At 39.1% G+C, this 26,005-nt stretch carries 23 protein-coding genes; 15 read left to right on the plus strand and 8 right to left on the minus strand.

Annotated elements, in window-relative coordinates; translation table 11 throughout:
* Positions 1-48 precede the first annotated feature (48 nt).
* The 8 genes from AC0N32_RS02495 (at position 49) to AC0N32_RS02530 (ending at position 8,759) form a co-directional block, all read left to right on the plus strand.
* Positions 49-678: a TetR/AcrR family transcriptional regulator gene (locus tag AC0N32_RS02495; protein WP_476392294.1), complete on the plus strand. Its 630-nt coding sequence runs from the start codon at positions 49-51 to the stop codon at positions 676-678.
* A 103-nt stretch (positions 679-781) separates the two neighbouring features.
* Positions 782-1,777, plus strand: a complete 996-nt coding sequence (locus AC0N32_RS02500; protein WP_476392295.1) for an outer membrane protein assembly factor BamD — start codon at positions 782-784, stop codon at positions 1,775-1,777.
* 41 nt (positions 1,778-1,818) lie between these two features.
* Positions 1,819-2,142: a DNA-directed RNA polymerase subunit omega gene (locus tag AC0N32_RS02505; protein WP_029298198.1), complete on the plus strand. Its 324-nt coding sequence runs from the start codon at positions 1,819-1,821 to the stop codon at positions 2,140-2,142.
* A 119-nt stretch (positions 2,143-2,261) separates the two neighbouring features.
* Positions 2,262-3,467, plus strand: a complete 1,206-nt coding sequence (gene coaBC / locus AC0N32_RS02510; RefSeq protein WP_476392296.1) for a bifunctional phosphopantothenoylcysteine decarboxylase/phosphopantothenate--cysteine ligase CoaBC — start codon at positions 2,262-2,264, stop codon at positions 3,465-3,467.
* A 37-nt stretch (positions 3,468-3,504) separates the two neighbouring features.
* Complete coding sequence (porD, locus tag AC0N32_RS02515) at positions 3,505-4,413, plus strand: type IX secretion system protein PorD (RefSeq protein WP_476392297.1); 909 nt, start codon at positions 3,505-3,507, stop codon at positions 4,411-4,413.
* Positions 4,414-4,478: 65 nt separating this feature from the next.
* Complete coding sequence (locus tag AC0N32_RS02520) at positions 4,479-6,128, plus strand: DNA repair protein RecN (protein ID WP_476392298.1); 1,650 nt, start codon at positions 4,479-4,481, stop codon at positions 6,126-6,128.
* Between the two features lie 433 nt (positions 6,129-6,561).
* Positions 6,562-8,028, plus strand: a complete 1,467-nt coding sequence (locus tag AC0N32_RS02525; protein WP_476392299.1) for a DUF5687 family protein — start codon at positions 6,562-6,564, stop codon at positions 8,026-8,028.
* 2 nt (positions 8,029-8,030) lie between these two features.
* Positions 8,031-8,759 carry an ABC transporter ATP-binding protein gene (locus AC0N32_RS02530; RefSeq protein ID WP_476392300.1) on the plus strand — a complete coding sequence of 243 codons (729 nt, stop codon included), beginning with the start codon at positions 8,031-8,033 and terminating at the stop codon, positions 8,757-8,759.
* Between the two features lie 68 nt (positions 8,760-8,827).
* On the opposite strand, the gene AC0N32_RS02535 is transcribed toward AC0N32_RS02530, so the two are convergent.
* From AC0N32_RS02535 to hemA, 6 genes are all read right to left on the minus strand, one after another.
* Positions 8,828-9,148, minus strand: coding sequence for a type II toxin-antitoxin system RelE/ParE family toxin (locus AC0N32_RS02535; protein WP_476392301.1), 321 nt, complete (start codon positions 9,146-9,148; stop codon positions 8,828-8,830).
* Entirely contained in the window at positions 9,148-9,378 is a 231-nt protein-coding gene (locus tag AC0N32_RS02540) for a hypothetical protein (protein WP_476392302.1), read from the minus strand. Before AC0N32_RS02540 ends, AC0N32_RS02535 begins: the two co-directional genes overlap by 1 nt.
* 125 nt (positions 9,379-9,503) lie before the next feature.
* The gene (gene hemE, locus AC0N32_RS02545; protein WP_476392303.1) at positions 9,504-10,535 is read right to left on the minus strand and encodes a uroporphyrinogen decarboxylase; all 1,032 of its coding nucleotides are present in this window, start codon (positions 10,533-10,535) and stop codon (positions 9,504-9,506) included.
* Positions 10,536-10,575: 40 nt separating this feature from the next.
* Positions 10,576-11,259 carry a uroporphyrinogen-III synthase gene (locus AC0N32_RS02550; protein ID WP_476392304.1) on the minus strand — a complete coding sequence of 228 codons (684 nt, stop codon included), beginning with the start codon at positions 11,257-11,259 and terminating at the stop codon, positions 10,576-10,578.
* Positions 11,260-11,295: 36 nt separating this feature from the next.
* Positions 11,296-12,204, minus strand: coding sequence for a hydroxymethylbilane synthase (gene hemC, locus AC0N32_RS02555; RefSeq protein ID WP_476392305.1), 909 nt, complete (start codon positions 12,202-12,204; stop codon positions 11,296-11,298).
* On the minus strand, positions 12,191-13,465 hold the full coding sequence (hemA, locus tag AC0N32_RS02560; RefSeq protein WP_476392306.1) for a glutamyl-tRNA reductase: 1,275 nt from the start codon (positions 13,463-13,465) through the stop codon (positions 12,191-12,193). Before hemA ends, hemC begins: the two co-directional genes overlap by 14 nt.
* A gap of 400 nt (positions 13,466-13,865) precedes the next feature.
* Between hemA and AC0N32_RS02565 the strand changes: the two genes are divergently transcribed.
* From AC0N32_RS02565 to AC0N32_RS02590, 6 genes are all read left to right on the plus strand, one after another.
* Positions 13,866-14,891: a rod shape-determining protein gene (locus AC0N32_RS02565; protein WP_027381028.1), complete on the plus strand. Its 1,026-nt coding sequence runs from the start codon at positions 13,866-13,868 to the stop codon at positions 14,889-14,891.
* A gap of 28 nt (positions 14,892-14,919) precedes the next feature.
* Positions 14,920-15,774: a rod shape-determining protein MreC gene (mreC, locus tag AC0N32_RS02570; protein ID WP_476392307.1), complete on the plus strand. Its 855-nt coding sequence runs from the start codon at positions 14,920-14,922 to the stop codon at positions 15,772-15,774.
* Positions 15,767-16,273 carry a rod shape-determining protein MreD gene (locus AC0N32_RS02575; protein WP_476392308.1) on the plus strand — a complete coding sequence of 169 codons (507 nt, stop codon included), beginning with the start codon at positions 15,767-15,769 and terminating at the stop codon, positions 16,271-16,273. Before mreC ends, AC0N32_RS02575 begins: the two co-directional genes overlap by 8 nt.
* Positions 16,270-18,309 (plus strand): peptidoglycan D,D-transpeptidase FtsI family protein, encoded by a 2,040-nt coding sequence (locus AC0N32_RS02580; RefSeq protein WP_476392309.1) that lies wholly within the window; start codon positions 16,270-16,272, stop codon positions 18,307-18,309. The genes AC0N32_RS02575 and AC0N32_RS02580 overlap by 4 nt, the downstream gene beginning before the upstream one ends.
* Positions 18,306-19,535 carry a rod shape-determining protein RodA gene (rodA, locus tag AC0N32_RS02585; protein ID WP_476392310.1) on the plus strand — a complete coding sequence of 410 codons (1,230 nt, stop codon included), beginning with the start codon at positions 18,306-18,308 and terminating at the stop codon, positions 19,533-19,535. The genes AC0N32_RS02580 and rodA overlap by 4 nt, the downstream gene beginning before the upstream one ends.
* A 107-nt stretch (positions 19,536-19,642) precedes the next feature.
* The gene (locus tag AC0N32_RS02590; protein ID WP_476392311.1) at positions 19,643-20,218 is read left to right on the plus strand and encodes a pentapeptide repeat-containing protein; all 576 of its coding nucleotides are present in this window, start codon (positions 19,643-19,645) and stop codon (positions 20,216-20,218) included.
* A 110-nt stretch (positions 20,219-20,328) separates the two neighbouring features.
* On the opposite strand, the gene AC0N32_RS02595 is transcribed toward AC0N32_RS02590, so the two are convergent.
* Both AC0N32_RS02595 and AC0N32_RS02600 read right to left on the minus strand, forming a co-directional pair.
* A complete protein-coding gene (locus AC0N32_RS02595; protein WP_476392312.1) occupies positions 20,329-21,042 on the minus strand; it encodes a C40 family peptidase in 714 nt (237 codons plus the stop codon).
* Between the two features lie 409 nt (positions 21,043-21,451).
* On the minus strand, positions 21,452-23,647 hold the full coding sequence (locus AC0N32_RS02600; RefSeq protein WP_476392313.1) for a glutamine synthetase III family protein: 2,196 nt from the start codon (positions 23,645-23,647) through the stop codon (positions 21,452-21,454).
* A gap of 497 nt (positions 23,648-24,144) precedes the next feature.
* On the opposite strand from AC0N32_RS02600, the gene AC0N32_RS02605 reads away from it, so the two are divergent.
* Positions 24,145-25,833 carry a DUF6909 family protein gene (locus AC0N32_RS02605; RefSeq protein ID WP_476392314.1) on the plus strand — a complete coding sequence of 563 codons (1,689 nt, stop codon included), beginning with the start codon at positions 24,145-24,147 and terminating at the stop codon, positions 25,831-25,833.
* Positions 25,834-26,005 lie beyond the last annotated feature (172 nt).

The following is a 26,005-nucleotide window of genomic DNA, read 5'->3' on the forward strand; positions in this document are numbered from 1 at the left end:
GTTTATAAATCTGTTAAAAATTTCTTAACTTTACTCAAAGTACACTACATGAAGAAAAAATTTACCGAAAAACAGATCCATATTTTAGACATCGCAGAAGAGCTGATTGCCAAAAAAGGCTATGAGGGAACTTCAGTAAGAGATATTTGTTCCAAAGCCAACATCAATGTGGCGATGATCTCTTACTACTTTGGTTCCAAAGAGAAAATGATGTCTTACCTCTACCAGTACAGGGTATTGAAAACCAGGGAAAATTTTTCCGAATTTGCAGATACCATCAAGGATGGAAGGCCGGAAATGCAGATGAAAGAAATTATTAAATATATTGTCGCCCAGTTATTTAAATATAATTATTTTCATGGTTTTGTCACACAGGAACTCCGGCACACTGAAAACCTAAAGGACGAATTAATGGATTTCTATCAGCTCTTCGTTAAAAAGCTCGATGAAGTCATTAAAAAAGGCGTTACCTCCGGCGTTTTTACCTTTACACCAAAACCCGAAGATATTCTTACAACCATTATAGGATCTACTTTGTTCGTTATCCGGAACCGCAATTTTTACGAATTGTACGTGCCGAGCAAAAGCGAAGAAACCTATGCCAAGGAAGCGGAAAAAAAGGTTAGGATGAATCTTTTAATGAGCGTTTTTGCCATTTTGGGATACGCTGCAGACTAAAATTACGTTAAATATTCATAAAAAAAAATCTATTGACAAAAAAGTTATATTTTTGCAAATTAGTATATCGGCTGTATCATCCGAAAACTGTTGAATTTTTTATATGAAAAAATATATTTTAGGTCTTTTTGCTGTAGCTGTTGTCGCATCATGCGTGAGCAAGCAGGAAAGAGCAATGAAAAGTGCGGATAAAAACCTCATCTTAAAAACCGCTAATGAAAATTTTGCCAAAAAGAAATGGAAAAATGCATTGGCGCTTTATGACAGACTTACCAATTTAGTGGCCGGAACGGATGATTTTCCAAACGTTGCGTTTAATACAGCTTATGCTAACTATTACGATAAAAACTTCAGGTTGGCGGGAAATCAGTTCAAAAACTTTTCGGTGAATTTTCCAAAAGATCCGAGAGCGGAAGAAGCAGCTTATATGGCGGCCCTGTGTTACTATGAAGGTTCCATGGATTATAACCTGGACCAGTCTACCACACAGTCGGCCATTGCGCAGCTTCAGGAATTTTTAAATAATTATCCGAACTCTGAGAGATCTAAAAACATCAACACATTGATCGATGAGTTGTCTTATAAAGTGGAATTCAAAGGATATGAAAATGCCAAGCAGTACTACAAAATGGGTGAGTACAAGGCCGCAAACGTAGCTTTTGAAAATGTATTGGAAGACTTTCCGAGCACGAAACTCCGTCCACAGATCTATGATTATATTTTAAAGTCCCGTTACGAACTGGCCAATAAATCGGTGTATGATCTTAAAGATGAGCGTATTGAAAGCGCACTGGCCTTTACAAGACAGGTTGAAAAAGAAATGCCGAATACGGATCTTGCCAAAACAGCATTGGATATCAGAGAAAAACTGGAAAAAGAAAAGAAAGATTTCGTAGTGGTTAAAAAGCAGACGGAAGCCAAAATCGCAGCATTAACGGAAAGACAGAAAAAACTGGAAGCCCAGAATGCCGAAAAAGCAAAAACAGAGCAGCAGATGAAGGATCAGGTCGATGCGGAGAAGAAAGCAACCCAGATCCGAAGAGACAGTGCCGCAATTAATACCCCTCCGCCGGCAGCTACTTTCAAAATTCAAAGATAATTCGTAAATTTGCGAACTTAAATAAAAATAATAGTCTCAAAATGAGTGTAAAAGATACAAAAGCAGAAGTAAATACCATTACTTACGATAAGGATAAGATTGAAGACAAAGTAGGCTCAATCTACGAAGCGATTGTTATCATGGGAAAAAGAGCAGAGCAGATCAACGCTGAGATCCGTACGGAACTTCACAATAAGCTTGACGAGTTTGCGGTTCACAATTCCACATTGGAAGAAGTTTTCGAAAACAGAGAGCAGATCGAAATTTCAAAGCATTACGAAAAACTTCCGAAACCGACTTCCATTGCTATTGAAGAATGGCTGAACGGAGACGTTTACTTCAGAAAAACGGAAGAGAGAAAATAAGAATCAATGTGTTTTTTATATATAAAGGTCATAAAGGAAATCTTTTCTTTATGACCTTTGTTGTTTAAACAGTTTATGAGAAAAAATAAGTAATTTAGTATCTTTAAAATTATAATTGAATGAGTAGTCTTTCCGGCAAAAAAATTCTCATTGCGGTTTCCGGAGGAATTGCAGCATACAAAATCCATTTTCTCATCAGAGATTTCATTAAAAAAGAAGCAGACGTTCAGGTTATTATGACGCCTGATGCAGAACAGTTTGTAACCAAGCTCAGTCTGTCTACATTATCTAAAAAGCCCGTCTATTCAGATTTCTACGGAGACAACGGAACATGGAACAGCCATGTGGAACTGGCTTTATGGGCCGACGTCATGATTGTCGCTCCCTGCACGGCAAATACCTTGTCAAAAATGGTTCACGGGATGTGTGATAATCTGGTTATAGCCACCTATATGTCTGCCAAATGCCCAGTTTTTATCGCGCCGGCCATGGATCTGGATATGTACGCGCATCCGTCTACCCAAAGAAATCTTGAACAGGCAGAAGGCTTTGGCCATGTAGTTATTCCTGCAGAAAGCGGAGAACTCGCGAGCGGATTAACCGGTCAGGGAAGAATGTCTGAACCTGAAACTATCGCTAAAATCATAGAAGATTTTTTTAATGAAGGACGAAAAAAGACACTCGAAGGAAAAACGGTTTTAATTACTGCCGGGCCGACCTATGAAGCTATTGATCCGGTAAGGTTCATCGGCAATCATTCGTCAGGAAAAATGGGCTTTTCCCTGGCAGAGGAAGCATCAGCAAGAGGCGCAAAAGTTATTTTGATTTCAGGACCTAGCGCTCAGAAAATCAATCATAAAAACGTAGAACTGCATCAGGTTACTTCAGCAAAGGAAATGCTTGACAAAGTCTTTGAATTCTATGACCGTATTGATATCGGAATTGGAAGTGCCGCAGTTGCCGACTATGCACCAAAAGAAGTCGCCAAAGAAAAAATTAAAAAGGACGATGATCATTTAATCATTGAGCTGGTCAAAAATCCCGACATTCTTAAAACCATGGGCGAAAAGAAAAACCATCAGTTTTTGGTGGGATTTGCCCTGGAAACCCAGAATGAAGAGGAAAATGCAAAGGCTAAACTGGAAAAGAAAAATCTTGATATGATTGTTTTAAATTCTCTCCGCAATGAGGGCGCAGGATTTAAAAACGATACCAATAAAATAAAAATTTTTACCCGAACGGAAAAAAGAGAGTTTGATCTGAAGCCGAAAGACGATGTCGCAAAAGATATTTTGGATTTTCTTGAAACTCAACTTTTAAAATAATTTTAATAAATTTCCGTTCTCAATCTTTACTGGAAAAATGAAAAAAATTATCAGCATATTTTTACTTCTGTTTTTATACAATCTCAGCTTGTCGCAGGAACTCCTCGCTGCCGTTCAGGTGAATTCCCAGCAGCTGGGAGGAAGTAACCAGTCCGCGTATAAAGCGCTGGAAAAAAGCCTCCGGGATTTTATCAATAATACCAGCTGGACGGGAAAGAAGCTCCAGAACTACGAAAAAATAAAATGCAATTTTGCCATTGTTATAGATTCCAGGGATGCGAACAGGTTTAGCGGGAAAATCGTTGTTCAGGCGGTACGTCCGGTATTCAACACGACCTATGAATCTCCTCTGCTCAACATTCCGGATAACAGGTTTTCTTTCGATTATGTAGAAAACGAAAACCTGATCTTTAACGAGCGACAGTTTTCTGGGAAAAATTTAATCGACGTCATCAGCTTTTATGTATATGTCATTTTAGGTGTGGATGCCGACAGCTTCCAGTCAATGGCAGGAACCCAGTGGTTTCAGAAGGCCCAGCAGATTGCCCAGAACGGAGAATCCCAGAATACCTACGATGGCTGGAAACAGATCAATGAGCCGCGAAGCCGTTCTATTCTCATTAAAGAGATCCTGAGCCCCAACTGGAGCCAGCTACGCGCAACCATTTATTCTTATCACAGGGCAGGACTGGATAATCTTTTCAACCAGGATCAGACAACCGCCAAAAAAGTGATCTTTGATGCTTTAATGCAGCTGAAGCAATACGAAAATTCCTTTCAGCAGGCTTATTTCTTTAATCTTATCATGGATACGAAAGCTGATGAAATCTTTAATATTTTTAATTCTGGGAACAATGGTGGCATCGCCCTGGGAGATCTGAAAAATGAAATGATCATCCTTTCTCCTAAGAATACGGATTCCCGCTGGAACAAATGGAAACAGTAATCTTCGCTTGAATCCTGAATTCTAAAGTTCTATATTTGCAATAGCTAAAATAATCGCTATTATCAATGCTTTCGAGAATTTACATTAAAAATTTTGCGCTGATTGATACCCTTGAGGTCTCGCTGCACAACGGCTTACAGGTGATCACCGGGGAAACGGGTGCCGGAAAATCCATTATCCTGGGCGCTTTAAGGCTTATTCTTGGCGAGAGGGCAGATGTAAAGTCAATCTCTAAAGCAGAGGAGAAAAGCATCGTGGAAACAGAATTTTCTTTAAATAACCAGTTTAAGAAATTCTTTATCGAAAACGATCTGGATTACGAGCATCAGACCATTATCCGAAGAGAGATCCTGCCTTCGGGAAAATCGCGGGCTTTTATCAATGATGTTCCGGTTACCCTGGATATTCTGAGAGAATTGTCTTCCCAATTGATCGATATTCATTCCCAGTTTGAAACATCCAACCTTTTTACCTCCGAATATCAGTTTAAAATTATCGACGGCCTTTCTGAAAACAGGCAGATCATCAGCGACTATCAACATGAATTTTCTGATTTTCAAAGCTTAAAGATTCAGCTTAAAAAACTACAGACCCAGCTGTCGGAAGCCAACAAGGAAAGTGACTATAAAGCATTTCTTTTGAATGAGCTTGAGGATCTTTACCTGGACAATGTAGATTATGACGACCTTCAGAACCAGCTCTCCATACAGGAAAATGCGGAAATGATTTCCGACAACCTGGCTCAGGTATTATCAAGATTTCACCAGGAAGAAGTCGGGATTTTATCATTCTTTAATGAAGCTAAAAATAAACTCTCAAGAATAGCAGAAGTATCTGCAGGCTTTGCAGAGCTTGACGAAAGACTGGAAACTTCTTTTGTAGAATTAAAAGACATTATTTCCGAGCTTGAAGATGAAGCCGAAAGGATAGAAGTAAACCCGGAGAACCTGGCGTTGCTTTCCGAACTGAATAACAGGATCAATGCCCTGTTTCTGAAGCATAACGTCTCCGATATTACCGGGTTAAAGGAGATCAGGGATAATCTGGCCGGCGAACAGCAGGGGGCTTCAGACCTGGAAGCCCAGATCGCTGACATCACCGCGCATATTTCAAAAAAGGAAAAAATCCTTCAGGAGTTGTCCGTAAAGCTTTCAAAAAACAGGAAAAAAAGCATTCCGGTATTCATAAAAAAAGCAGAGGAATTGCTTAAAAAATTAGGTCTTGAAAAAGCGAGGGTTGATATTGAGCTGCAGGACGCTGCCGAATTCAATTCTTTTGGGAAAGAAAACATCCAGCTGCTGTTTCAGGCCAATTCGGGTTTTCCTTTAAAACCCATTCAGACGGCCATTTCAGGAGGAGAAAGATCAAGGGTCATGCTGGTGGTAAAAAAAATTATCGCTGAAAGTGATGAGCTTCCGACGCTGATTCTGGATGAGATCGATACGGGAGTTTCCGGAAAGGTAGCTGAGGAGATCGGAAACCTCATGCGGGAAATGTCTGCCGATATGCAGCTGATCGTGATCTCACACCTTGCACAGGTGGCCGCCAAAGGAAACAACAACTATAAAGTTCTGAAGCAGGACGTAGCCGGTAGAACGCAATCGACCATCGTTCCGCTTAGTGATAAAGAAAAACTGAACGAGATTGCCCAGCTCCTTTCCGGAAGCAAGATCACCGAAGCCGCACTGGCCCAGGCGAAAGAGCTGATCGGATAAGTTTAGTCACAGTAATAAATCAAGACTTCTGATGTTTCAGAGGTCTTTTTATTTTAAATCAATTATATTCATCTGGTTTTTCGTGCTTTAAAGATGCAGAAATCTATAATTAAATAAAAAATCCCCGTGGGATACAAACAAGCATGTTTGAAACCTCCTGAGGACTCCGTTTGTTTAAAACAGATGTGTTTGTAATCTCCGGAGGTCTTCGGAAGTCTCCCGCAGTTTGTTTAAGACTTCCTGCGGTTGCAGGAACTTACAAAACACTTGTTTTATAGGTTTTTTCAACTGCATTTGGTGCCAAACAGGATGATTTGTCCATTATTGCATTTTATATTCATTGCTTTTTAATAATATTTTAATGCCGTACTCATTTGTCAGGAAATTCTGTAACATTTTTACGGCTATCTTTACTAATACTAAAAAAGTAATTATGTTTTTAAAATTTCTCAGGCTTGAAATTAAGAGTTTTTTTCGCGGGAGTTCTTTAGGGATCAATCTCGCCATGAAGATTCTCAGGTTTATCGGGATCCTCTATTTTATGGCGTGTCTCGTTGGCGGGGCATTCGGTGCCTTTTTCTATATTCAGGAAGAAATGCATCTTGATCCCCTGAAAACGGTATCCCGCTTCCTCATTGCAGGCTGGGCTTTTGATCTTATTTTAAAATATATCTGGCAGGAAATGCCGACACAGAATATAAAGCCGTTTCTTACGCTGAATATTCCGAAGAAAACATTGGTCAACTATATGTTTGCGAAAACATTCTTATCCGCATTCAGCTGGCTCAATTCCCTGTTTTTTGTAACCTTTTCCATAATCGCTATTTTCAACAGATATAGTATCATTCACGTCCTGGGATGGCTTGTAGGTGCCTCTCTGCTGTTTTACATGAATAATTTTATCAACATTCTTTTCAACGACAAAGAAAAGATTGCGGTTGCTATAGGAAGTCTTATCGTGGTGGTCGCGGGACTTGCATACTACGAGATCATTCCGGTTCTGGATTATTCCGAAAGAATATTTTATAATTTCTATGCGCGTCCGTATTTCGCCGTCGTTCCTTTGATGTTATTTATTTCCTTATGGAAGCTGTGCTATAACCACATCAGAAAGGTATTTTATCTTGACGAAGGGCTTGAAGCGAAAAAGACCGTCGGGAAAACCGAAAATATCGAGTTCCTTAATAAATACGGGGCGATCGGAACCTTCATCAACAATGATGTTAAAATGCTGAAAAGAAATAAGGTGACCAAAGGGATCATCTGGGGAAGTCTGATGTTTCTTTTTTACGGAATGCTGATGTTCACGTCGCCAATCTACAAAACTCCGGCCATGACGATGTTTATGGGACTTTTTGTAACCGGAGGATTTCAGTTTCTTTTCGGACAGAGGGTGCCTGCGTTCGACAGCTCTTATTATCCGCTGATGATGACCCTTAATGTGCCATATAAAGAATACCTGAAAGCAAAATGGTGGCTGATGAATATCGTGACCGCCGTATCCATAATCCTGGCACTTTGCTATGCCTATTTCGGGTGGAATATGTATCTTACTTTCTTTGCGGCGGGACTTTATAACATCGGTGTCAACTCACAGTTTACCTTATGGTCGGGCGCTTTCAATAAAATGCAGATCGATCTTAATTCTAAAGAAAAAAGATTCGGGCAGAAAAACAGCTTTAATCTGAAGTCTCTTCTTCTGCTGATTCCTAAAATGTTTCTGCCGATGGTGGTATTCGCGATCGTACAGTATTCATTCGGTATTGAAGCGGCCGTAGTGAGTGTAGCCATTTTAGGGCTGATCGGATTTCTTTTGCGCGAAAAAATCTTCAATATTATCGTTAAACATTATAAGGTAGAAAAATACAGTACCCTGGAAGCATTCAAAAACAAAGACTAAATATGATTACAATACAGAATTTATCAAAAACATACGGAAAAGCAACCGTTTTAAATATAGAACATCTTGAAATTCCTAACGGCGAAACCTTCGGGTTGGTAGGGAATAATGGCGCGGGAAAAACAACATTATTCAGCCTGATGCTGGATCTTATCCAGGCGACCACCGGATTTGTGAGCATCGACGGCATAAAAGTAAACGAATCCGAAGCATGGAAAAACAAAGTTTCTGCATTCGTAGACGATTCTTTCCTGATCGGGTATCTTACACCGGAAGAGTATTTCTATTTCATCGGCGAACTGAGAGGGCAGAATAAAGCTTCCGTGGATGAGTTTCTCAAGCAGTTCCATGACCTTTTTAATGGAGAGATTTTAAATTCAGGAAAATATGTACGCGACCTTTCAAAAGGAAACCAGAAAAAAGTAGGGATTGTAGGCGCTATTCTCGGAAACCCCGAAATCATTATCCTTGATGAGCCTTTTGCCAACCTGGACCCGTCGACACAGATCAAGCTGAAAAATTTAATAAAAGAATTATCAAAGCAGGATGGTGTGACCTTCCTGATCTCGAGCCACGATCTTTCGCATACGACGGAGGTCTGCAACCGAATTGTTGTGGTGAATAAAGGACTGCTGGTAAAAGATATCCAGACAAATCCTGAAACCCTGAAAGAGCTGGAGCAGTATTTTGCAGACCAGATTTCGAAGCCGGCAGAAACGATTACGGTATAACGGTTGATTTAAGTTAAAATAAATACTTAATAACGCTATAAAAACCCCTTTCAAGCTTTGAAAGGGGTTTATTTTTCTCTTTTTATTTTTTCGGGATTCTGTCTCGTGTCAAAAACATCCGCAATTTTAATATGACAATTTTCTTCGTCAATGGAATAAATGATTTTGTAATTAGATTCTACAAGGTAATGATACGTAATAGTACGCTGCTGCAGTAAAAATTCTTTCTGACCTATTTTAGGATTATTCTTCAATTTGTCAGGAGCCAAAAGAATTTTTGTCACGATTTTCAAGGCAACATGATAGCTTTGGGATGTTTGCTGGTAATAATTAAAAATCTCATCAATTTGTTTTTCAGAAAATTCTGACCAGACTACTTCATATTCCATTAATACTTTGAAAGCAGTTCATTTGTTGTTTTAAATTTTTTATTTTTAAAGTCTTCCTCAGACTTAGAAATTCTTTCGTTCAATTCATCCACGGTCAATGGCTGAAATTCATTCTTTGTGTCTGCTGTTTGGGTCTTTGTCATTAGTTTTTCAAACTGAGCGATCGCTTCCTCACTTTGAAGCTTAAGGAAATTTTCTATAAAGTTTAATTTTCTAGTTTGAATATCCATCTTAGAAATATTTGGTAATCAAATGTATAAAAAATATTTTAAATTAAAATTCCCTTCCAGGGTGTGGAAGGGAGAGTATTTTGAGTCTGTAAAAGCCTATAAATGTTATGAACTGTTTATGATATTTACAACGTCGGTTTCCAATCTACTACCGCTCTGATGAACGCTTCTGCGTTTTCCACCGGGATATTCGGTAAAATTCCGTGGCCTAGATTGGCAATATAACGGTCTTTTCCGAAACGGTTGATCATTTCAGTCACCATCTTTTTGATCGTTTCAGGCGTTGAATGCAGTCTTGCAGGATCGAAATTTCCCTGAAGGGTCATCGTATGATTGGTAAGCGTTCTGGCAAATTCCGGCTTTATGGTCCAGTCAACACCCAAAGCGGAAACAGGAGATTGTGCCATATCTTCCAGGGCAAACCAGCATCCTTTTCCAAAAACCACCACGTGTGTAAGCGGGCTTAAGGCTTCAACGATCTGGTTAATATATTTCCATGAGAACTCCTGGTAATCTGCAGGAGAAAGCATTCCTCCCCAGGAATCGAAGACCTGAACAGCGGAAACGCCTTTTTCTACTTTTCTCTTCAGATAAGCAATAGTTGTATCTGTAATTTTCTGCAATAATAAATGAGCGGCTTCAGGCTGTTGGAAACAGAAAGATTTGGCAATGTCAAAAGCTTTACTTCCTTTTCCTTCCACACAGTAGCAAAGAATGGTCCATGGAGATCCTGCAAACCCGATCAATGGAATTTCATTGTCTAATTTCTGTAAAGTAAGTTCAATAGCATCAAAAACGTATCCCAGGGTATCGTTTACATCAGGAACGGCCACATTCTGTACCTGTTCCATTGTTCTGATCGGATTATCCAGCCAAGGCCCTACGGATTCCTTCATTTTAAAATCAATTCCCATGGCCTGCGGAACTACCAGAATGTCCGAGAAAAGAATAGCCGCATCCAGAGGAAATCTTCGGATCGGCTGCACCGTAATCTCAGAGGCAAGCTCAGGGGTCTGGCATCTGGTGAAGAAATCGTATTTGTCGCGAAGCGCGATGAATTCCGGCAAATATCTTCCTGCCTGTCTCATCATCCAAACGGGTGGTCTTTCTACGGTTTCTCCGCGAAGAGCTTTTAAATATAGGTCGTTTTTAATCATAATCTAATAAATAGCACTGTTGCCAGTGAACAATTATACATCAGTCTTTGTTTAAAACCTCTTTCCGTATCAGTTTCAGGACGGATAAAAGATTGTTCCCTTCCGAAGTTAAAACGTTTTCTGAAGTGTATTTTCTGAGCTCGCGGGAAGTGGTTTCACCAATGGAGATCAGTTTCATTCCTTCCAGAGAATTCTGCTTTGCAAAACTACGAACTCCGCTCGGACTAAAAAACACGGCCGCATGATATTTTTCAGGAATCTGCGGATTGATTTCTTCCGTCGTGTAGACCACTACTTTTTTATATTTGATATTCTGTAATGGAAGATCCTGATCCAGAACGCTGATGGCCAGATTCCCGCAGAAATGCAGGAAATTCTCATGCTGGCACTTACCGGTGATGAATTTGGAGAGCGTATCTGCGTTTTTTAATACTTTAAAAGTTCCAAAACCATGTTTTCTTACTTCTTTTTTTGTTTTTTCGCCGACACAGTAGATCTTGTTGTAGTTTTTGGCGGTAAAATCTTCATTGGGAACGAATCCGTTTTTAAAAAACGAATCCACACCGTTTGTGCTAGTGAAGATCAGCGATTTATCTTTCAGCGCGAAGGGTTTTACCGGTAAAAGTTTTGTTCGGATTACCTCAATGCAATCAACCGCAATATCATCTCCCAATTCTTTGGATATCATATTGCGGTCTATATTTTTGGTAAATAAGATTTTCATTTTAGGCGCAAAGCTTAAAGTTGAATAATGGAATTTTTAAATCTGATCTTTAATCTCAGCCATTAACTCCTTGCCTCCGTTCTCCAGGACCAGGTTGGCAAACTTCTTTCCGAAGTTTTCTTCTTCATTGTAAACGAAGTTTTCGTCGGTAGCAATGCAGCTTTTGCCGTCCAATGAGCACAGGGCTGCTTTAAAACGGATCTGATTGTCAAAAATTTCAGCAAAAGCACCGATCGGTGCCGTACAGCCTCCTTCTAACGTATTCAGGAAGTTTCTTTCCATTTCTACACAGATCTGGGTAGGCTTATGATTGATGCTGCTAAGAATTTCATTGATTTCTTTTTTGTCTGAACGGCCTGCAACGGCAATAACACCCTGTGAGGGTGCGGGAATCATGAAAGGGATCATCTCATAATCGATATCCATTTTCATTCTTTTGATTCCGGCTAAAGAAAGAATGGTTGCGTCAAAATCGCCTTCTTCCAGCTTTTTCAGTCTCGTCTGGATGTTACCACGTATGTCTGAAAATTCAGCATTCGGAAAATTTTTAAGCCAGAAGGCCCTTCTCCTTAAACTGCTGGTGGCAAGTTTAAGTTCATGGAATTCTTTATCTTTTGCAGATTCTTTTCTTATTAAAACATCCTGAGGATGATCTCTTTCCAAGTAAGCGACAATCTCAAGGTTTTCCGGAAGATTGGTCGGTACGTCTTTCAGGGAATGTACGGCAATATCGATCTCGTCGTTCAGTAAAGCGATATCAAGGTCTCTGGTGAAAACGCCGGTGATTCCGAGAGCGTAAAGCGGCTGATGAAGGTTTTTGTCGCCCGAAGAGACGATGGGTACAATTTCTGTTAAATAATTGCTGTTCTGAAGGTGCCTCGCAACTTCCCTTGCCTGCCAAAGTGCCAATGCGGAATTCCGGGTTCCGATTCTAATGCTTTTCATTGAATTCGTTGTTTGGTTGTTCAACTAATATTTCGTGCATTAATTTACTAATTTCTTCGGCTTTTAACGGATTATCGATGATATATTTTGCAAAACGGTTGGTGATTTTCTGAATCATCTTGTCGGAAAGTTCCATGTCCGTGATGTTTATATATTTATTTTTTTTGTAAAAATTGTGCATTTCATTGCGTTCCATGTTCTTTAGAACGGCTTTGAAATGATGAATGTTGGGAGCCAGCTTCCTCTTTTTTTCCCACTCCAGGAAGTCTTTCATCAGTTCTTTGATGATCTGTTCAGCTTTTGGGATCTCTTTTTCCCGCTGTTGAATCGTTTCCTGAATCTGCTTGGAAAGTTCATCAACATCAATTAAGGTTACATTTTTATTATCGGTAACGTCTTTATCCACATTATTTGGGATAGAAAGGTCGATTACCAGTGTTTCTTTTCCGTTCGGAAAGTGGGATTTGTTGACGATCGGATGTCTGGCGCCGGTGGCAACAATCAAAATGTCGGTCTGTTTCAGTTCCTGATCGAATTCCGCATAGTCGATATGGGGGATGTGATATTTTTCGGAAATCTTTTCGGCTGTTTCCTGTGTTCTGTTGGCAATTTTAATTTTAGGCTGATAGACGTGTTTTACGAGGTTTTCAACCGTGTTTTGCCCTATTTCACCAACGCCCAAAAGAAGGATATTCTTTTCCGTAAGTCTTTTCTGATTATTTAAAATATAATGTACCGCCGCATAAGAAACCGAAGCTGCCCCATTGGAAATTCCGGTTTCATTTTTGATTCTTTTTGAAATCTGAATGGCCGCATTGATCGCTCTTTCCAGGTAAGGATTGGAATTCTGTCTTTCTTTTCTGAATCGGCTATATGCTTTTTTAATCTGTCCGATAATCTCAAAATCACCGATGATCTGGCTTTCGAGTCCTGCGGCAACTCTGAAAAGGTGAATTAAAGCTTCCTCTTTTGTAAGGATATTGGCAAATTGAAGAAAATCCATAAGGTTTACCCCGATGGTTTTACAGTATTCCTCAGCCACTAAAAGATAATTGGGCGAAGTGGTATAGATTTCGGTTCTGTTACAGGTGGAAACAACAAAGGCATCCCCTAGATCTTCGTTGTGAATGCGGGTGACAAAGTTTTTGATGTTTTCGTCAAAAAATGCAAATTTACCTCTCGTTTCCACATCAGCCTTTTCATAACTGATGGAAAGTACGGCAAAATTAGAGGTCTGATGTATGTTGGAATACTGTAACATAAGCGGGGCAAATTTACGTATTTTTTGATAAAGCGCTTTCTGAAAATGTATATGATAATTATCGTGAAAAACTATTTTGGGATGATTCTAAATAATAAGCCGAAGATGAAGACCTTGTTTTAAATAGGATTGATTGAGTTTTATTGTTAAATAAATGAGCATTCTTTTTTAAACTTAAAATTAATACACAGCCGGGAACTAACAAGTGTTTTGTTATCGCTCTTGTGGTGCGGGTTATCTTAAATCTGGTTTAAATCAAAGTCTGTAAATACTTAAAGTAAAAGTTAATAAGTGATTATAAATTTTAATAAAATTTTAACCAAATAAACTTCTCGTTAAATTTCTTTAGACGTCTTAAATTTATATCTTTGTAACTCTTTAAAAAATCAGAAGTAAAAGTATGAGTTTATTCGATATGTTTACGCAAGAGATTGCGATAGACTTGGGTACCGCCAATACCCTTATCATCCATAATAATAAAATTGTTATAGATCAGCCTTCAATTGTTGCCATTGAACGTTCGACAGGAAGACCGATCGCGGTCGGCGAACAGGCAAAGCATATGCAGGGTAAAACTCACGAGGATATCAAGACCATCCGTCCGTTGAAAGACGGAGTGATTGCCGACTTCCATGCTTCTGAACACATGATCAAGGAATTTATCAAGAAGATTCCCGGAATCAAAGGTAAATTCATTCAGCCGGCACTGAGAATCGTAATCTGTATCCCTTCCGGAATTACGGAAGTGGAGAAAAGAGCGGTACGGGACTCGGCACAGAAAGTAAATGCCAAAGAAGTTCGTCTGATCTATGAACCGATGGCTGCGGCTATAGGCGTTGGTATCGACGTACAGAAGCCGGAAGGAAATATGATCATCGACATAGGTGGAGGTACTACGGAAATTGCTGTTGTAGCTTTGGGTGGTATCGTTTGTGATAAATCCGTGAAAATTGCAGGTGACGTATTCACCAATGATATTGCTTATTACTTAAGAACGCATCATAACCTTTATATTGGTGAAAGAACTGCCGAAAGAATTAAAATCGAAGTAGGTTCCGCCGTTGAAGATCTTGATGTTGATATTGAAGATATTCCGGTACAGGGTAGAGACCTTATCACGGGAAAACCTAAGGAAATCATGGTTGGCTACAAAGAGATCGCAAGAGCTTTAGACAAATCCATCATCAGAATCGAAGATGCTGTTATGGAAACGCTTTCTCTGACACCACCGGAATTGGCTGCCGATATTTACAAAACAGGTATCTATTTAGCAGGTGGAGGTGCTTTGCTGAGAGGTCTTGCAGACAGGCTGCACAAAAAAACAGGACTTCCTGTGTTTGTTGCAGAAGATCCTTTGAGAGCAGTAGTACGTGGTACGGGGATCGCACTTAAGAATATGGATAAATTCAATTTCTTAATAAAATAATTCTAACTTTTTTACGACACATATCTGAATGGGATTTTTGCTGAGATTATTTTCGAAGAATGCACTTTTTGTCTTCTTTATATTTCTGCAAATTATTGCTCTGATTCTGATATTCTCTAAAAATGCCATGCAGCAATCCTGGATCGCGGGACAATCTGCTGCGTTCAACTCATGGGTTTCGGGATATATTGATGAAGGGGTTTCTTATCTTAAACTAAAACAGATCAATGAAGATCTTGTGGCTCAGAATAAGGCTCTGATGGTAGAACTTTACGGAAAACAGGGGGCAAAAAATCCTCAGTTCAGAAAAGTTCACGATACGCTGGGAGGCGGACAGATCTATACTTTTGTGGATGGTGAAATCGTTTTCAACAGCATCAACCGGAGAAATAATTATTTTACGATAAACAGAGGCCGCAGGGATGGTGTATTTCCGCAAATGGGCGTAATGGCTCCTAAAGGGATTGCGGGAATTGTCATTAATTCTACAGACAGTTACGCTTTGGTACAATCGGTGTTGAGTGTAAATAAAATCAGGATCAATGCAGCGTTGAAAAACTCGGGGTATTTCGGGACGCTTACCTGGAACGGCGATAATTCACGGGTAATGCACCTGGCTGATATTCCGAAGTATGTTGCCCTGAAAGTGGGAGACACGGTAGTCACCGACGGAAAATCCGCTATTTTTCCTAAAGGGGTAATGATCGGGACCATCGCAGGTTATTCGGTAGATAACAAAACAGGATTCTGGGACATTTCAGTTGAGCTAAGCGAAAAAATGGGCGCTTTAAGTAAAGTATACGTCGTGAAAAATCTTAAAAAAGCTGAAGTGCAAAAAATTCAGGATACCATGCAATCTGTAATAAAAAAGGAAAATGATTAGCAGGACTTTATTTACCGACATATTGATCATGATTTTTCTGGTTGCCTTACAAATATTTGTATTGAACCGGATTACTCTTTTCGGAAAATATACGCCGGTACTATATCCTGTATTCGTTATGTTTTATCCTTTCTTCAGAAATAAATTCCAGTTTTTGGCTCTAAGTTTTCTGATAGGCCTGTCGGTCGATGCATTCCTATATTCATGGGGAATCAATGCTTTTGCAACAACGCTGATCGCCTATTTCAGAACCTTGATTTTCAGAACTTCTACAGATACTTCCACCGATTTTTTCTCTTTTCAGTCGCTGCAGTGGGCTCAATTTTTGCTGTTCTTATTCACGAGTATCTTTTTACACCAGCTTTTAGTACAATATATAGAATTCTTTAAGCTGAGTAGATTTTTTGAAATATTGTTTAATGTATTGATAACGAGTGTAATTTCGTTTATATTTATAGTTATTTATGCATTAATATTTAAAATCAAACAAAAAGTTTGAACACACGTTATTTAAAAATTTTTTCCGTTATCATTGTTATCGCTGCCATTTTTGTAGCGAGGCTTGCTTATTTACAGCTTTTTACCGACAGATACGCCCTTAATGCGGCCAACACTTCCATAAAAATAGAATACGTTATTCCTCAACGTGGCGTTATTTTCGACAGGAACGGTAAAATTATGGTAGGAAACCAGCCTGCCTATGAAATCTCCTTTACCCAGGCTCTCATGCGGCCTGATTTCGATACTCTGGCGTTTTGCAGTTTAATGAAGATCTCTAAAAATGATTTTATTAAAACCATTGATGCCATTAAGAAGGAAAAGTACTATTCTAAGCTTACTCCAATGACGTTCATGAAGAATCTCAGCAGGGAAGATATTGCCAGGGTTCAGGAAATTATATTTAAATATCCGGCGTTCAGTATTGTTTCAAGGCCTCAGCGTCAGTACGAAGTTTCAACATCCGGAAATCTCTTAGGATACACCAGTGAAGTCAATGAACGTGAAATAAAAAAAGATTCTGCCTATTATCTGCCGGGAGATTTCATCGGTAAGACAGGAATTGAAAAAGCCTACGAAAAAGAGCTCCGCGGGATAAAAGGAATGAAGTATATTCAGAAAGATATTAAATTGCGGAATGTGGGTCCTTATAAAAACGGTTCTCTGGATAAAGATGTGGTGACCGGGAAAGATATTACCCTCACCATAGATTATGATCTTCAGAGAATTGCAGAAGAAATGATGGTCAACAAACACGGCGCGATTGTAGCGATTGATCCCAACAACGGTGAAGTTCTGGTAGCCGCAACGGGCCCGGATATCGATCCTAATCTTTTTACCGGACCTAATAAGTCTAAAAACCTGTATGCATTATCGAAAGATACCATCTATGAAAATAAACCGACCTTCGACAGGGCTTTGCAGGCAGCCTATCCTCCGGGATCTACCTTCAAATTGCTTACTGCCTTAGCGGCCATGCAGATGGGTGTAATGGATGAAAAGACTATTTTTCCATGTGGCGGCGGGTTCTATTATAAAGGAAAAAGAATTAAAGGACATGGTGGTGCAGACCCGTTGATTCCTTCTATTCAGGTTTCCAGCAACTGTTTTTTCACGTATGCATTTATTGCCATCATTAAGAAATACCCGGGAAATCCTTCCAGGGGTGTCGACGAGTGGAAGAAAATCATGAGCAGTTTTGGGGTTGGCGAATTTTTAAATAACGATTTTGCTGTAGGGGCGCGAGGTAGAATTCCATCGGGTGACTTTTACGAAAACAGGTTTAAAGCCATCATGAAAGCCAGCGGCTCCAAGAGAACGGATTTTAAAAACTGGGATGAGATGTCTACCGGTGCCATCTACAACGGAATGGGACAGGGAGATGTATTGGTGACACCGCTTCAGCTTGCCAATTATGTTTCGGCTATCGCTAATAGAGGCTGGTACTATACCCCTCATATTGTGAAAGCAATTGACGGAAAACCGAATCCTGATCCAAGATTTAAAAAGAAGCATCAGACCCTCGTTGATCAAAAATATTTCGGTCCTGTACTCAAAGGTATGGAAGCCGTGGTTCTGAATGGAACGGCACGGGGTCTGAAATCAAGTGATTTTACGCAGCTCGCCAAAACGGGGACTGCACAGGTTCCTCAGGGGAAAGATAATTCAATTTTTGTGTTGATCGCGCCTGCGGATAAACCTAAAATCGTTGTGGCTGCAGTGATGGAGCACGCAGGATTTGGAGCTACGTGGGCAGGACCTGCAGCGACAGTTATTGCTGAAAAATATATCACGGGAGATATCAAACGTGAGCATCTTTACAAAAAAATGGTGACCTCCAGTTTTATGCCTGAATATAAAAGACAGTGGATTGCGGATCTTAAGCGTAAAGGCTTATACAAGCCAAGCGAGGATTCTATAAAGCAGCAAAGAATTCAGGATAGCTTAAAACTGGTAAAAGAGCAGAAGGCTAAAATGCAGAAAAAAATAGACGACGAGAAAAAAAATTCACAAAAAACAAAACCGGTTAAGCAATGAAATGGGCAGAAGGGATAGATAAATTAGGTCTTGGCTTATATTTCCTGCTTTGTGCTTTTGCCATTGCAAATATTTACAGCGTAGATCAGAAATTAGGAGAAAAACAGTTGGTTTTCTTCTGCATTTCAGTGTTCGTCGGTCTCGTTATTTTTATCGGCAGGAGTAAGTTTTTTGAGAATATGTCGGGGATCATCTACATTGGTGGTGTCCTGTTGCTCATTGGTCTTTTTCCTTTCGGAAAAGAAATTCTCGGCCAGAAAAACTGGTACAAGTTCGGAAGTTTTACCATGCAGCCGGTAGAGTTTGCCAAAATTGGTACTGCCCTGATGCTTTCCAACTACGTTTCAGGACCTGAATTTAATTTAAAAAACAGGAAATCACTTTTAACCACGCTGGCTATTGTGGGCATTCCCGCAGTGGTCGTTCTTGCTATCCCGGACGTAGGTTCTATGCTGGTGTTTATTGCCTTTTTTATCGCTTTGTACCGTGAAGGCATGAGCGGGTTGTTATTTGGCATAGGATTTCTTTTTGCAGGTGTTTTTCTGATTTCACTGGCGGTTAATCCGATTTGGGTTGCCCTTGCCATTGTTGTTATTGTGGGAGGATGGATTGCCATGAATTATTACAAAATGTCCTGGAATATTATTTCCATCTCAGGAATTGCAGGCTCTGTGGTACTGCTTTGCGGGCTGGCATTCGGATCTCCTTATATTCTGGAAAAATTGCCGAAGCACCAGCGAGAAAGAATTGAAGTTCTTTACAAAGGAGAGAAGGCTTTCAGGGATACTTCGGGATATAATTTGCTGTATTCGAAAACGGCCATAGGCTCGGGAGGGCTTTGGGGGAAAGGTTACCGTGAAGGTTCCGTTACCCAGGGAAAATTTGTACCGGAGCAGGAGACTGATTATATTTTCTGTACTGTAGGCGAAGAATGGGGATTTGCAGGCAGCGCCCTGTTGATATTATGTTACATGATCTTCATCGGAAGGATCTATTATCTTGCAGAGCAGCAGAAATCAGGATTTAATCGTGTTTTTGGATACTGCTTTGCCTCGATTCTATTAATGCACTTTACCATCAATTTAGGGATGGTTATGGGGCTTTTTCCAACGGTCGGAATACCTTTGCCTTATTTTAGTTACGGCGGCAGTTCTTTGCTGGCCTTTTCAATCATGACCTTTATTTTCTTTAAACTCAATTACTCGGATAAAAACAGTCTAGTATAAAAGATTAATTGTAAGATTATCTTACTTACTTCAGCTTTTATTTACAATGAAAAATCTGCTCAATCTGTAAGGTCGGCGTGAACTTTACCTAAAATCTTTAGTTTTTTATGAAAGAAGCATACATTTTAGATCAGACTTTTGAAAATGTCGGTATTTCCCAGATTCAAAAAGGCGAATATGAAAATTGCACATTTCACCAGTGCAATTTTGAATATGCTGATCTGTCAGGCTTCAGCTTTAATGATTGTGAATTTAAAGAATGCAATCTTAGCATGGCGAAACTTTCATCCACGGCATTTCGTGAAGTTCATTTTAAAGAGTGTAAAATGTTTGGGCTTCAGTTCAGCGAATGTAACGAATTCGGAATGGCATTCAGCTTTGAAGGATGTTTACTGAATAATTCCGTGTTTTATAAAACTACAGTGAAGAAAACGGTTTTTAAGAACTGTATTCTGCATGAAGTGGATTTTTCCGAGTGTAATTTATCGAATGCTGTATTTAAAAAATGCGATTTATCCAGTGCTGTCTTCGACCATACCAACATTGAAAAGGCAGATTTTAGAACATCGGTACATTACGCAATAGATCCTTCCCGAAACAGGCTTAAAAAGGCCAGATTTTCACTTTCTGAAATTTATGGGCTCTTGCATACTTTCGATATTGATATCGATAAAAACAGCTAATCTTATAGTAGCAGAGCTTTGATTGAAAGACTGAAGACAACAAAATACACATAAAAATAAAAAAACCATCAGGATGTGATGGTTTCGTTATTTAAATCAATTATTTAAAATTAAAAACTTGTTCCGTTTGATGCCGGTGTCGTTGCAGCCAGGTTATTAATGGCTTCTCCGTTTTCATTGATGATTCTTTTTCCGAATCTGTACTTTGGACCCCAGTAAGAATCATTAAGTGAAGAAATCATGACCCCTTTTGATGTGGCAGCATGAATGAATTTTACTTCTCCGTTTTCATCTACACTTTCTACAATACCAACGTGAGAAATTCTTCTTCCGTGAGAAAAGAAAATAAGATCTCCTTTCTGAAGGTTTTCTTTTTCTACTCTTTCTCCTTCCTGAGACTGTGACGCGGCTACTCTCGGTAAGCTAAGTCCCGCTGCAGCCCCAAAAACTGAAAGAACAAAAGCTGAACAGTCGATCCCGTTTCTGGTCATTCCTCCATAGCGGTAAGGCGTCCCGATATAAGTCTGCGCTTCTGTTAAAATATTGTCGATGGTTTTATTGTGCATGATTGCTTTGGCAATCTCAGAATTTTTAATAGAATTTTTAGCGTTGGCTAAAGAGGCAGCCTTTTCTGCTAAGAAGGAGTTGATAAGCTGTTGTTTATCCTGCTCCATTTTGTGGGTGTCAATAGAGGCCAGTTTGGCATCTGTTTTGTATTCTTTAGCGTAAGTTGCTGGTTTTGAAACTACGTAGTTGGTAACACACGATTGTAACGATACTGTAGAAACTAAAGCAACAAAATAAAACAAAACTCTTTTCTTCATATATATTTGATTACCGTGTTAAAAGGAATAGTATTTTTCAAAAGCATTACAAAAATATGTATTCCAGCTAAAAGGACTCTGATATGGTTATTGTTGAGTTCTGTTTTTAACACAATTTAACATATTGTTTAAGTATGTTAAAGAAAAATAAACCGCAGCCGCCTGTTTTTGGTGAATCTGCGGTTTTTTTTATTAAGATTCTTTAACAAAGTTATTTTGTATTTCTATCGCAATGGTATGAATTAAATAATAACTCTAATTTTTACAATTAAATTTCTAATCTGTACTTTACATGTAATTCTATTGATTTTCAATCATATCATTAAAATAATAAAATGGTTTTAAGTAAAAAAACGCTCCGATACCATCTTGTACCGGAGCGTTTAACTAATATGGAACTTTACAAATGTTATTTTGTAAATAACATTTCTCTGTATTTGGTCATAGGCCAAAGTTCATCGTCTACCATCATCTCAAGAGCGTCAGATGCCTCTCTGATCACGTCAAATAATGGTTTCACTTTATTGCAGTAGTCTTCCGCCTGTTTTTGGCTTTCAGAAACAGATTTTGCCTCTTCTCTTGCTGCGATAAGATCTTCTACGCCTAATTTAATTTTAGATACATTTTCAGAAATACTGGTGATCAGGCTCATTTGTTCTTTTGCTAAAGACTTGAACTCATTCTCTCCGAAAATATCTTTAAGACCTTTTACGTTTTCAATCAGTCTGTTCTGATAATTTAGAGCAGAAGGAATAATGTGATTTCTTGCAATATCACTTAATACTCTTGCTTCAATATCAATAACCGTTGAATATTTTTCTAATTTGATTTCATTTCTTGCTTCAACTTCTCTGTGCGTGAAAATTCCCATTTCTTCGTAAAGTGCCAGGAATTTCTCGTCCATTTCCTGCTTAAGAGCTTCAGGAGTGGTTTTTAAATTGTTTAAACCTCTCTTTTCTGCTTCTTTAGCCCAGTCGTCAGAATATCCGTCGCCTTCAAACATGATGTTTTTACATTGTTTGATGTATTCTCTTAAGATGTTGAAGATTGCTTCGTCTTTCTTTAAACCTTTTTCAATTAAAGCATCTACTTCTTTTTTGAAATCACGAAGCTGTTTTGCTGCGATCGTGTTCATTACGGTCATCGATTCTGCGCAGTTTGCGGAAGAACCTACCGCTCTGATCTCAAATTTATTTCCGGTAAATGCAAACGGAGAAGTTCTGTTTCTGTCGGTGTTGTCCAACAGGATTTCAGGAATTTTCCCTACAACATTCAGTTTTAAATCTGTTTTTTCATCCGGGGAAAGTTTTCCTTCCTTTACTTTTTCCAGCTCTTCCAATACTCTGAACAGCTGGCTTCCGATGAATACGGAAATAATTGCCGGCGGCGCTTCGTTGGCTCCGAGTCTGTGGTCATTACTTGCCGAAGCGATGCTTGCTCTTAAAAGGTCGGCATATTCGTGAACGGCTTTAATCGTATTAACAAAGAAGGTAAGGAACTGTAAGTTCTTCTTAGGATTTTTTCCAGGGCTTAACAGGTTTTCACCGGTATCGGTCGCCAATGACCAGTTGTTGTGTTTTCCGCTTCCGTTTACGCCTGCAAAAGGTTTTTCGTGGAATAAAATATGGAAATGGTGTCTGTGAGCAATTCTTGCCATAACATCCATTAGTAAAGAGTTGTGGTCTACGGCAACGTTTACTTCTTCAAACATCGGCGCCAGCTCAAACTGATTCGGTGCTACCTCGTTGTGTCTTGTCGTTACAGGAATTCCCAATTTCATACATTCAACTTCAAGCTCTTTCATGAAATTCATGACTCTCGTAGGAATTGAACCGAAATAATGGTCATCCAGCTGCTGTCCTTTGGCAGGAGAATGTCCCAGCAAGGTTTTACCCGTTAAAACAAGGTCCGGACGAGACTGGAACAATGCTGAATCTACCAGGAAATATTCCTGTTCCCAACCCAGTGTCGGCGTTACCTTTGTTACGTTTTTATCGAAATACTGCATCACATTGGTTGCGGCTTCGTCCACAGCGTTCAATGCTCTTAAAAGAGGGGCTTTATAATCTAAAGTTTCTCCGGTATAAGAGATGAAAATGGAAGGAATACATAAAGTCGTTCCCATGATAAATGCCGGTGACGTAGGGTCCCAGGCTGTGTAACCTCTCGCTTCAAAAGTGTTTCTGATACCTCCATTCGGGAAAGAAGACGCATCCGGCTCCTGCTGGATCAATAAATTCCCGCTGAACCTTTCGATTGCTCTTCCTCCTTCGATCGGCGTGAAGAATGAATCGTGCTTCTCTGCAGTGCTTCCTGTAAGGGGCTGGAACCAGTGTGTGTAGTGGGTTACGCCTTTGCTCATCGCCCAGTCTTTCATGGCTACCGCTACCTGGTCTGCAATGTGTCTTTGGATTTTAGTCCCTTTTTTTACCGCATCCATAATGGAATTGAATGCTTCTTTAGTCAGATATTCTCTCATCGTTTCTTCAGAGAAAACATTCTGACAGAATAATTCTGATAATTTCAAAGGAACTTCAACGGAATTATCTCTTCTAAAGTCCTTAAATGGTAAAGTTTCTAACGCTTTGAATCTTAAAGTTGACATATTAGGTTTGATTTTTACGATGCAAATTTACGAAAAAAATGAACAGAAAAAATTTTAACCCTAAAAAATTAAGGGGTATTATGGAAATTAACAAAAAATTAAACGGGAATTTAGTTTTTAAAAGGGGTGTTTTTAAAATTGAATTCAAAAAAGTATTAGTTTTTCGAATTTTTCTATGAAAAAGCTAGAACCTGCTGATATCTGAAGCACAATTTATAAATTTATATCATACGTTTGATGAATTTTTTCATTTATTTTTAATGATCTACCGATATGTTTTCATTAATCTTATTATTAAACAAAAATTAATGAATGTCATTCTGATTTAAACAGAATATAAAGATATCAATTGTGATAATAACAGGCTGTGAATACCTATTTGAAGTTATTATTTGTCTTTATGATCAGGCAAATTTTATATTATGTTAAGCCATTTATTAAAAGACACTTAAAATAATTTAGGCCGATATTTTGTATATTTGTGTGAAATTTATTGTATGACAAATTCCAGAGCAAGAGAAACAACGGAAGCCATTGAAAGATTATATATTTCTATGAGACACCTCTTTTACAGAGGTTTTTTTAAACCTGCCGGTGTTTCGGGAGAAACGATAAGAAGTTTGTTAAAGACCATCAACCCGGAAATTTACGGAAGCATGAATGTGCCGAGTAAACTGGAGCTGAACGGACTGATGTATGTACTCGACAGGCTTCCTGAAGGAATCGAAGAATGTGCCTTTATTCATCTTACCTCGGATGAAGGTTTTGATAAAGGAAGTTTCGAGCCTATTGTTCCCAAAAAGAGAAGAAGAAACTGCTACAGGATCGATGAACACCAGATGAACATCGAAGTCCTTCTGGGCCGTTCGGAAATCTATGATATTCTGACCCATTTAACGTTTTTATTCATCGAGGCTGATAAAATCAGAGACCTGGCATTCACTCAGGACGAAAACTGGAAACCTACGCGGGCTTTTAAGATCATCGAAGAGGTGGTGAAAGGTGAAAAAAAATTCAGCAGAAAGGAAAAAGAAGTGGCACTCATCCATCTTTCATCTTTAATAGGAAGAACTTTTGATGAAACTTTAGATGCCTACAATACTTTCGGTGAAGACAGCAATCCGGACCGCCTGTTTAAAATCATCTATAACCTGGCAAAAGTAAGCCTTGAAGATGCAAAACAGACCAGAGAACGCGAAATTCATTTCAGTGCTATTCTAAAGGAAAGAGTAGGGCATCACTATTTTGGTGAAAAATGGGCCAATAAAGTGAAAGAAGTGCTGTATGAAAATGATCTTCATATGCGACCGCTTCATATTATTTCGGCCAATATGCATTCTGTGAAAAATATGCTTTATGCCAATGAGGCCCTTAAGAAAAAAGACCATAAAGTAGATTATAAGCTATACGGAGATATTTCTGACAAAAAAGAGCTTCGCGACAAAGTTTCCAAATACGCTTTGGACGAAGGCATGATCTACATTAATGATAAGAGTGGCAGCAATATCGACGTGCAGATCATCGATCTCAGCAAAACCAATCTTAAAAACACGCCGTTCCAGGATATTAAATTTGGAGGAGACGATGTGATTATGGTTTTTGATTACGCCTTCGGAGAGCAGGCTTTCGAGGTCATGGATGAGCTGCTGAGGCCTTTCGAACACAAAGGAGAAGTGTATATGATGAAGGTGAAATCGGTATCGATTATGGGGAAAGCCGGAATTCTTGCCGGTGGAAAAGGCGATATCATGATTCCGACCTCTCACATCTTTGAAGGAACGGCCGACAACTATCCTTTTGAAAATGCTCTTAAGCTTGAGGATTTCAGGGATGATGAATTACAGGCTTTCGAAGGGCCGATGATTACCGTATTGGGAACGTCTCTTCAGAACAGAGATATCCTTTCTTATTTTATGAATACTTCCTGGAAAGCCATCGGGCTGGAAATGGAAGGGGCACATTATCAGAAAGCGATCCAGGTAGCGTCTAAAATTAGGCACCATATTACTCCCGATCTTTTTGTAATGTATGCCTACTATGCCTCCGATAATCCTCTGGAAACAGGAAGTACGCTTTCTTCCGGCGGTCTGGGACTGACAGGAGTGAAGCCGACTTACCTGATCACTTTAAGGATCCTCGAAAAAATCTTACAAAGCGGGAAAAAAGAAATTTCTGTTAAAAAATAATTGGAAATCATATTCAAAATTAATCCTTCAGGACTTCAAAGTCCTTGAGGATTTTATTTTTCAGGAGTTTCATAGATTGAATTAGAGATGTGCTAAATTTATTATTAAATATGCACAATCATCTCTGTAAATCAGTGAGATCTTTGATTTCTTTAGATAAACCGACAGAAGT

Source organism: Chryseobacterium endophyticum (genome assembly GCF_056333165.1).

Excerpts from the sequence above, each read along its gene's own strand:
- AC0N32_RS02495 (WP_476392294.1), top strand. The coding sequence starts at position 49 with ATGAAGAAAAAATTTACCGAAAAACAGATCCATATTTTAGACATCGCA.
- AC0N32_RS02500 (WP_476392295.1), top strand. The coding sequence starts at position 782 with ATGAAAAAATATATTTTAGGTCTTTTTGCTGTAGCTGTTGTCGCATCA.
- AC0N32_RS02505 (WP_029298198.1), top strand. The coding sequence starts at position 1,819 with ATGAGTGTAAAAGATACAAAAGCAGAAGTAAATACCATTACTTACGAT.
- coaBC (WP_476392296.1), top strand. The coding sequence starts at position 2,262 with ATGAGTAGTCTTTCCGGCAAAAAAATTCTCATTGCGGTTTCCGGAGGA.
- porD (WP_476392297.1), top strand. The coding sequence starts at position 3,505 with ATGAAAAAAATTATCAGCATATTTTTACTTCTGTTTTTATACAATCTC.
- AC0N32_RS02520 (WP_476392298.1), top strand. The coding sequence starts at position 4,479 with ATGCTTTCGAGAATTTACATTAAAAATTTTGCGCTGATTGATACCCTT.
- AC0N32_RS02525 (WP_476392299.1), top strand. The coding sequence starts at position 6,562 with ATGTTTTTAAAATTTCTCAGGCTTGAAATTAAGAGTTTTTTTCGCGGG.
- AC0N32_RS02530 (WP_476392300.1), top strand. The coding sequence starts at position 8,031 with ATGATTACAATACAGAATTTATCAAAAACATACGGAAAAGCAACCGTT.
- AC0N32_RS02535 (WP_476392301.1), bottom strand. The coding sequence starts at position 9,148 with ATGGAATATGAAGTAGTCTGGTCAGAATTTTCTGAAAAACAAATTGAT.
- AC0N32_RS02540 (WP_476392302.1), bottom strand. The coding sequence starts at position 9,378 with ATGGATATTCAAACTAGAAAATTAAACTTTATAGAAAATTTCCTTAAG.
- hemE (WP_476392303.1), bottom strand. The coding sequence starts at position 10,535 with ATGATTAAAAACGACCTATATTTAAAAGCTCTTCGCGGAGAAACCGTA.
- AC0N32_RS02550 (WP_476392304.1), bottom strand. The coding sequence starts at position 11,259 with ATGAAAATCTTATTTACCAAAAATATAGACCGCAATATGATATCCAAA.
- hemC (WP_476392305.1), bottom strand. The coding sequence starts at position 12,204 with ATGAAAAGCATTAGAATCGGAACCCGGAATTCCGCATTGGCACTTTGG.
- hemA (WP_476392306.1), bottom strand. The coding sequence starts at position 13,465 with ATGTTACAGTATTCCAACATACATCAGACCTCTAATTTTGCCGTACTT.
- AC0N32_RS02565 (WP_027381028.1), top strand. The coding sequence starts at position 13,866 with ATGAGTTTATTCGATATGTTTACGCAAGAGATTGCGATAGACTTGGGT.
- mreC (WP_476392307.1), top strand. The coding sequence starts at position 14,920 with ATGGGATTTTTGCTGAGATTATTTTCGAAGAATGCACTTTTTGTCTTC.
- AC0N32_RS02575 (WP_476392308.1), top strand. The coding sequence starts at position 15,767 with ATGATTAGCAGGACTTTATTTACCGACATATTGATCATGATTTTTCTG.
- rodA (WP_476392310.1), top strand. The coding sequence starts at position 18,306 with ATGAAATGGGCAGAAGGGATAGATAAATTAGGTCTTGGCTTATATTTC.
- AC0N32_RS02590 (WP_476392311.1), top strand. The coding sequence starts at position 19,643 with ATGAAAGAAGCATACATTTTAGATCAGACTTTTGAAAATGTCGGTATT.
- AC0N32_RS02595 (WP_476392312.1), bottom strand. The coding sequence starts at position 21,042 with ATGAAGAAAAGAGTTTTGTTTTATTTTGTTGCTTTAGTTTCTACAGTA.
- AC0N32_RS02600 (WP_476392313.1), bottom strand. The coding sequence starts at position 23,647 with ATGTCAACTTTAAGATTCAAAGCGTTAGAAACTTTACCATTTAAGGAC.
- AC0N32_RS02605 (WP_476392314.1), top strand. The coding sequence starts at position 24,145 with ATGACAAATTCCAGAGCAAGAGAAACAACGGAAGCCATTGAAAGATTA.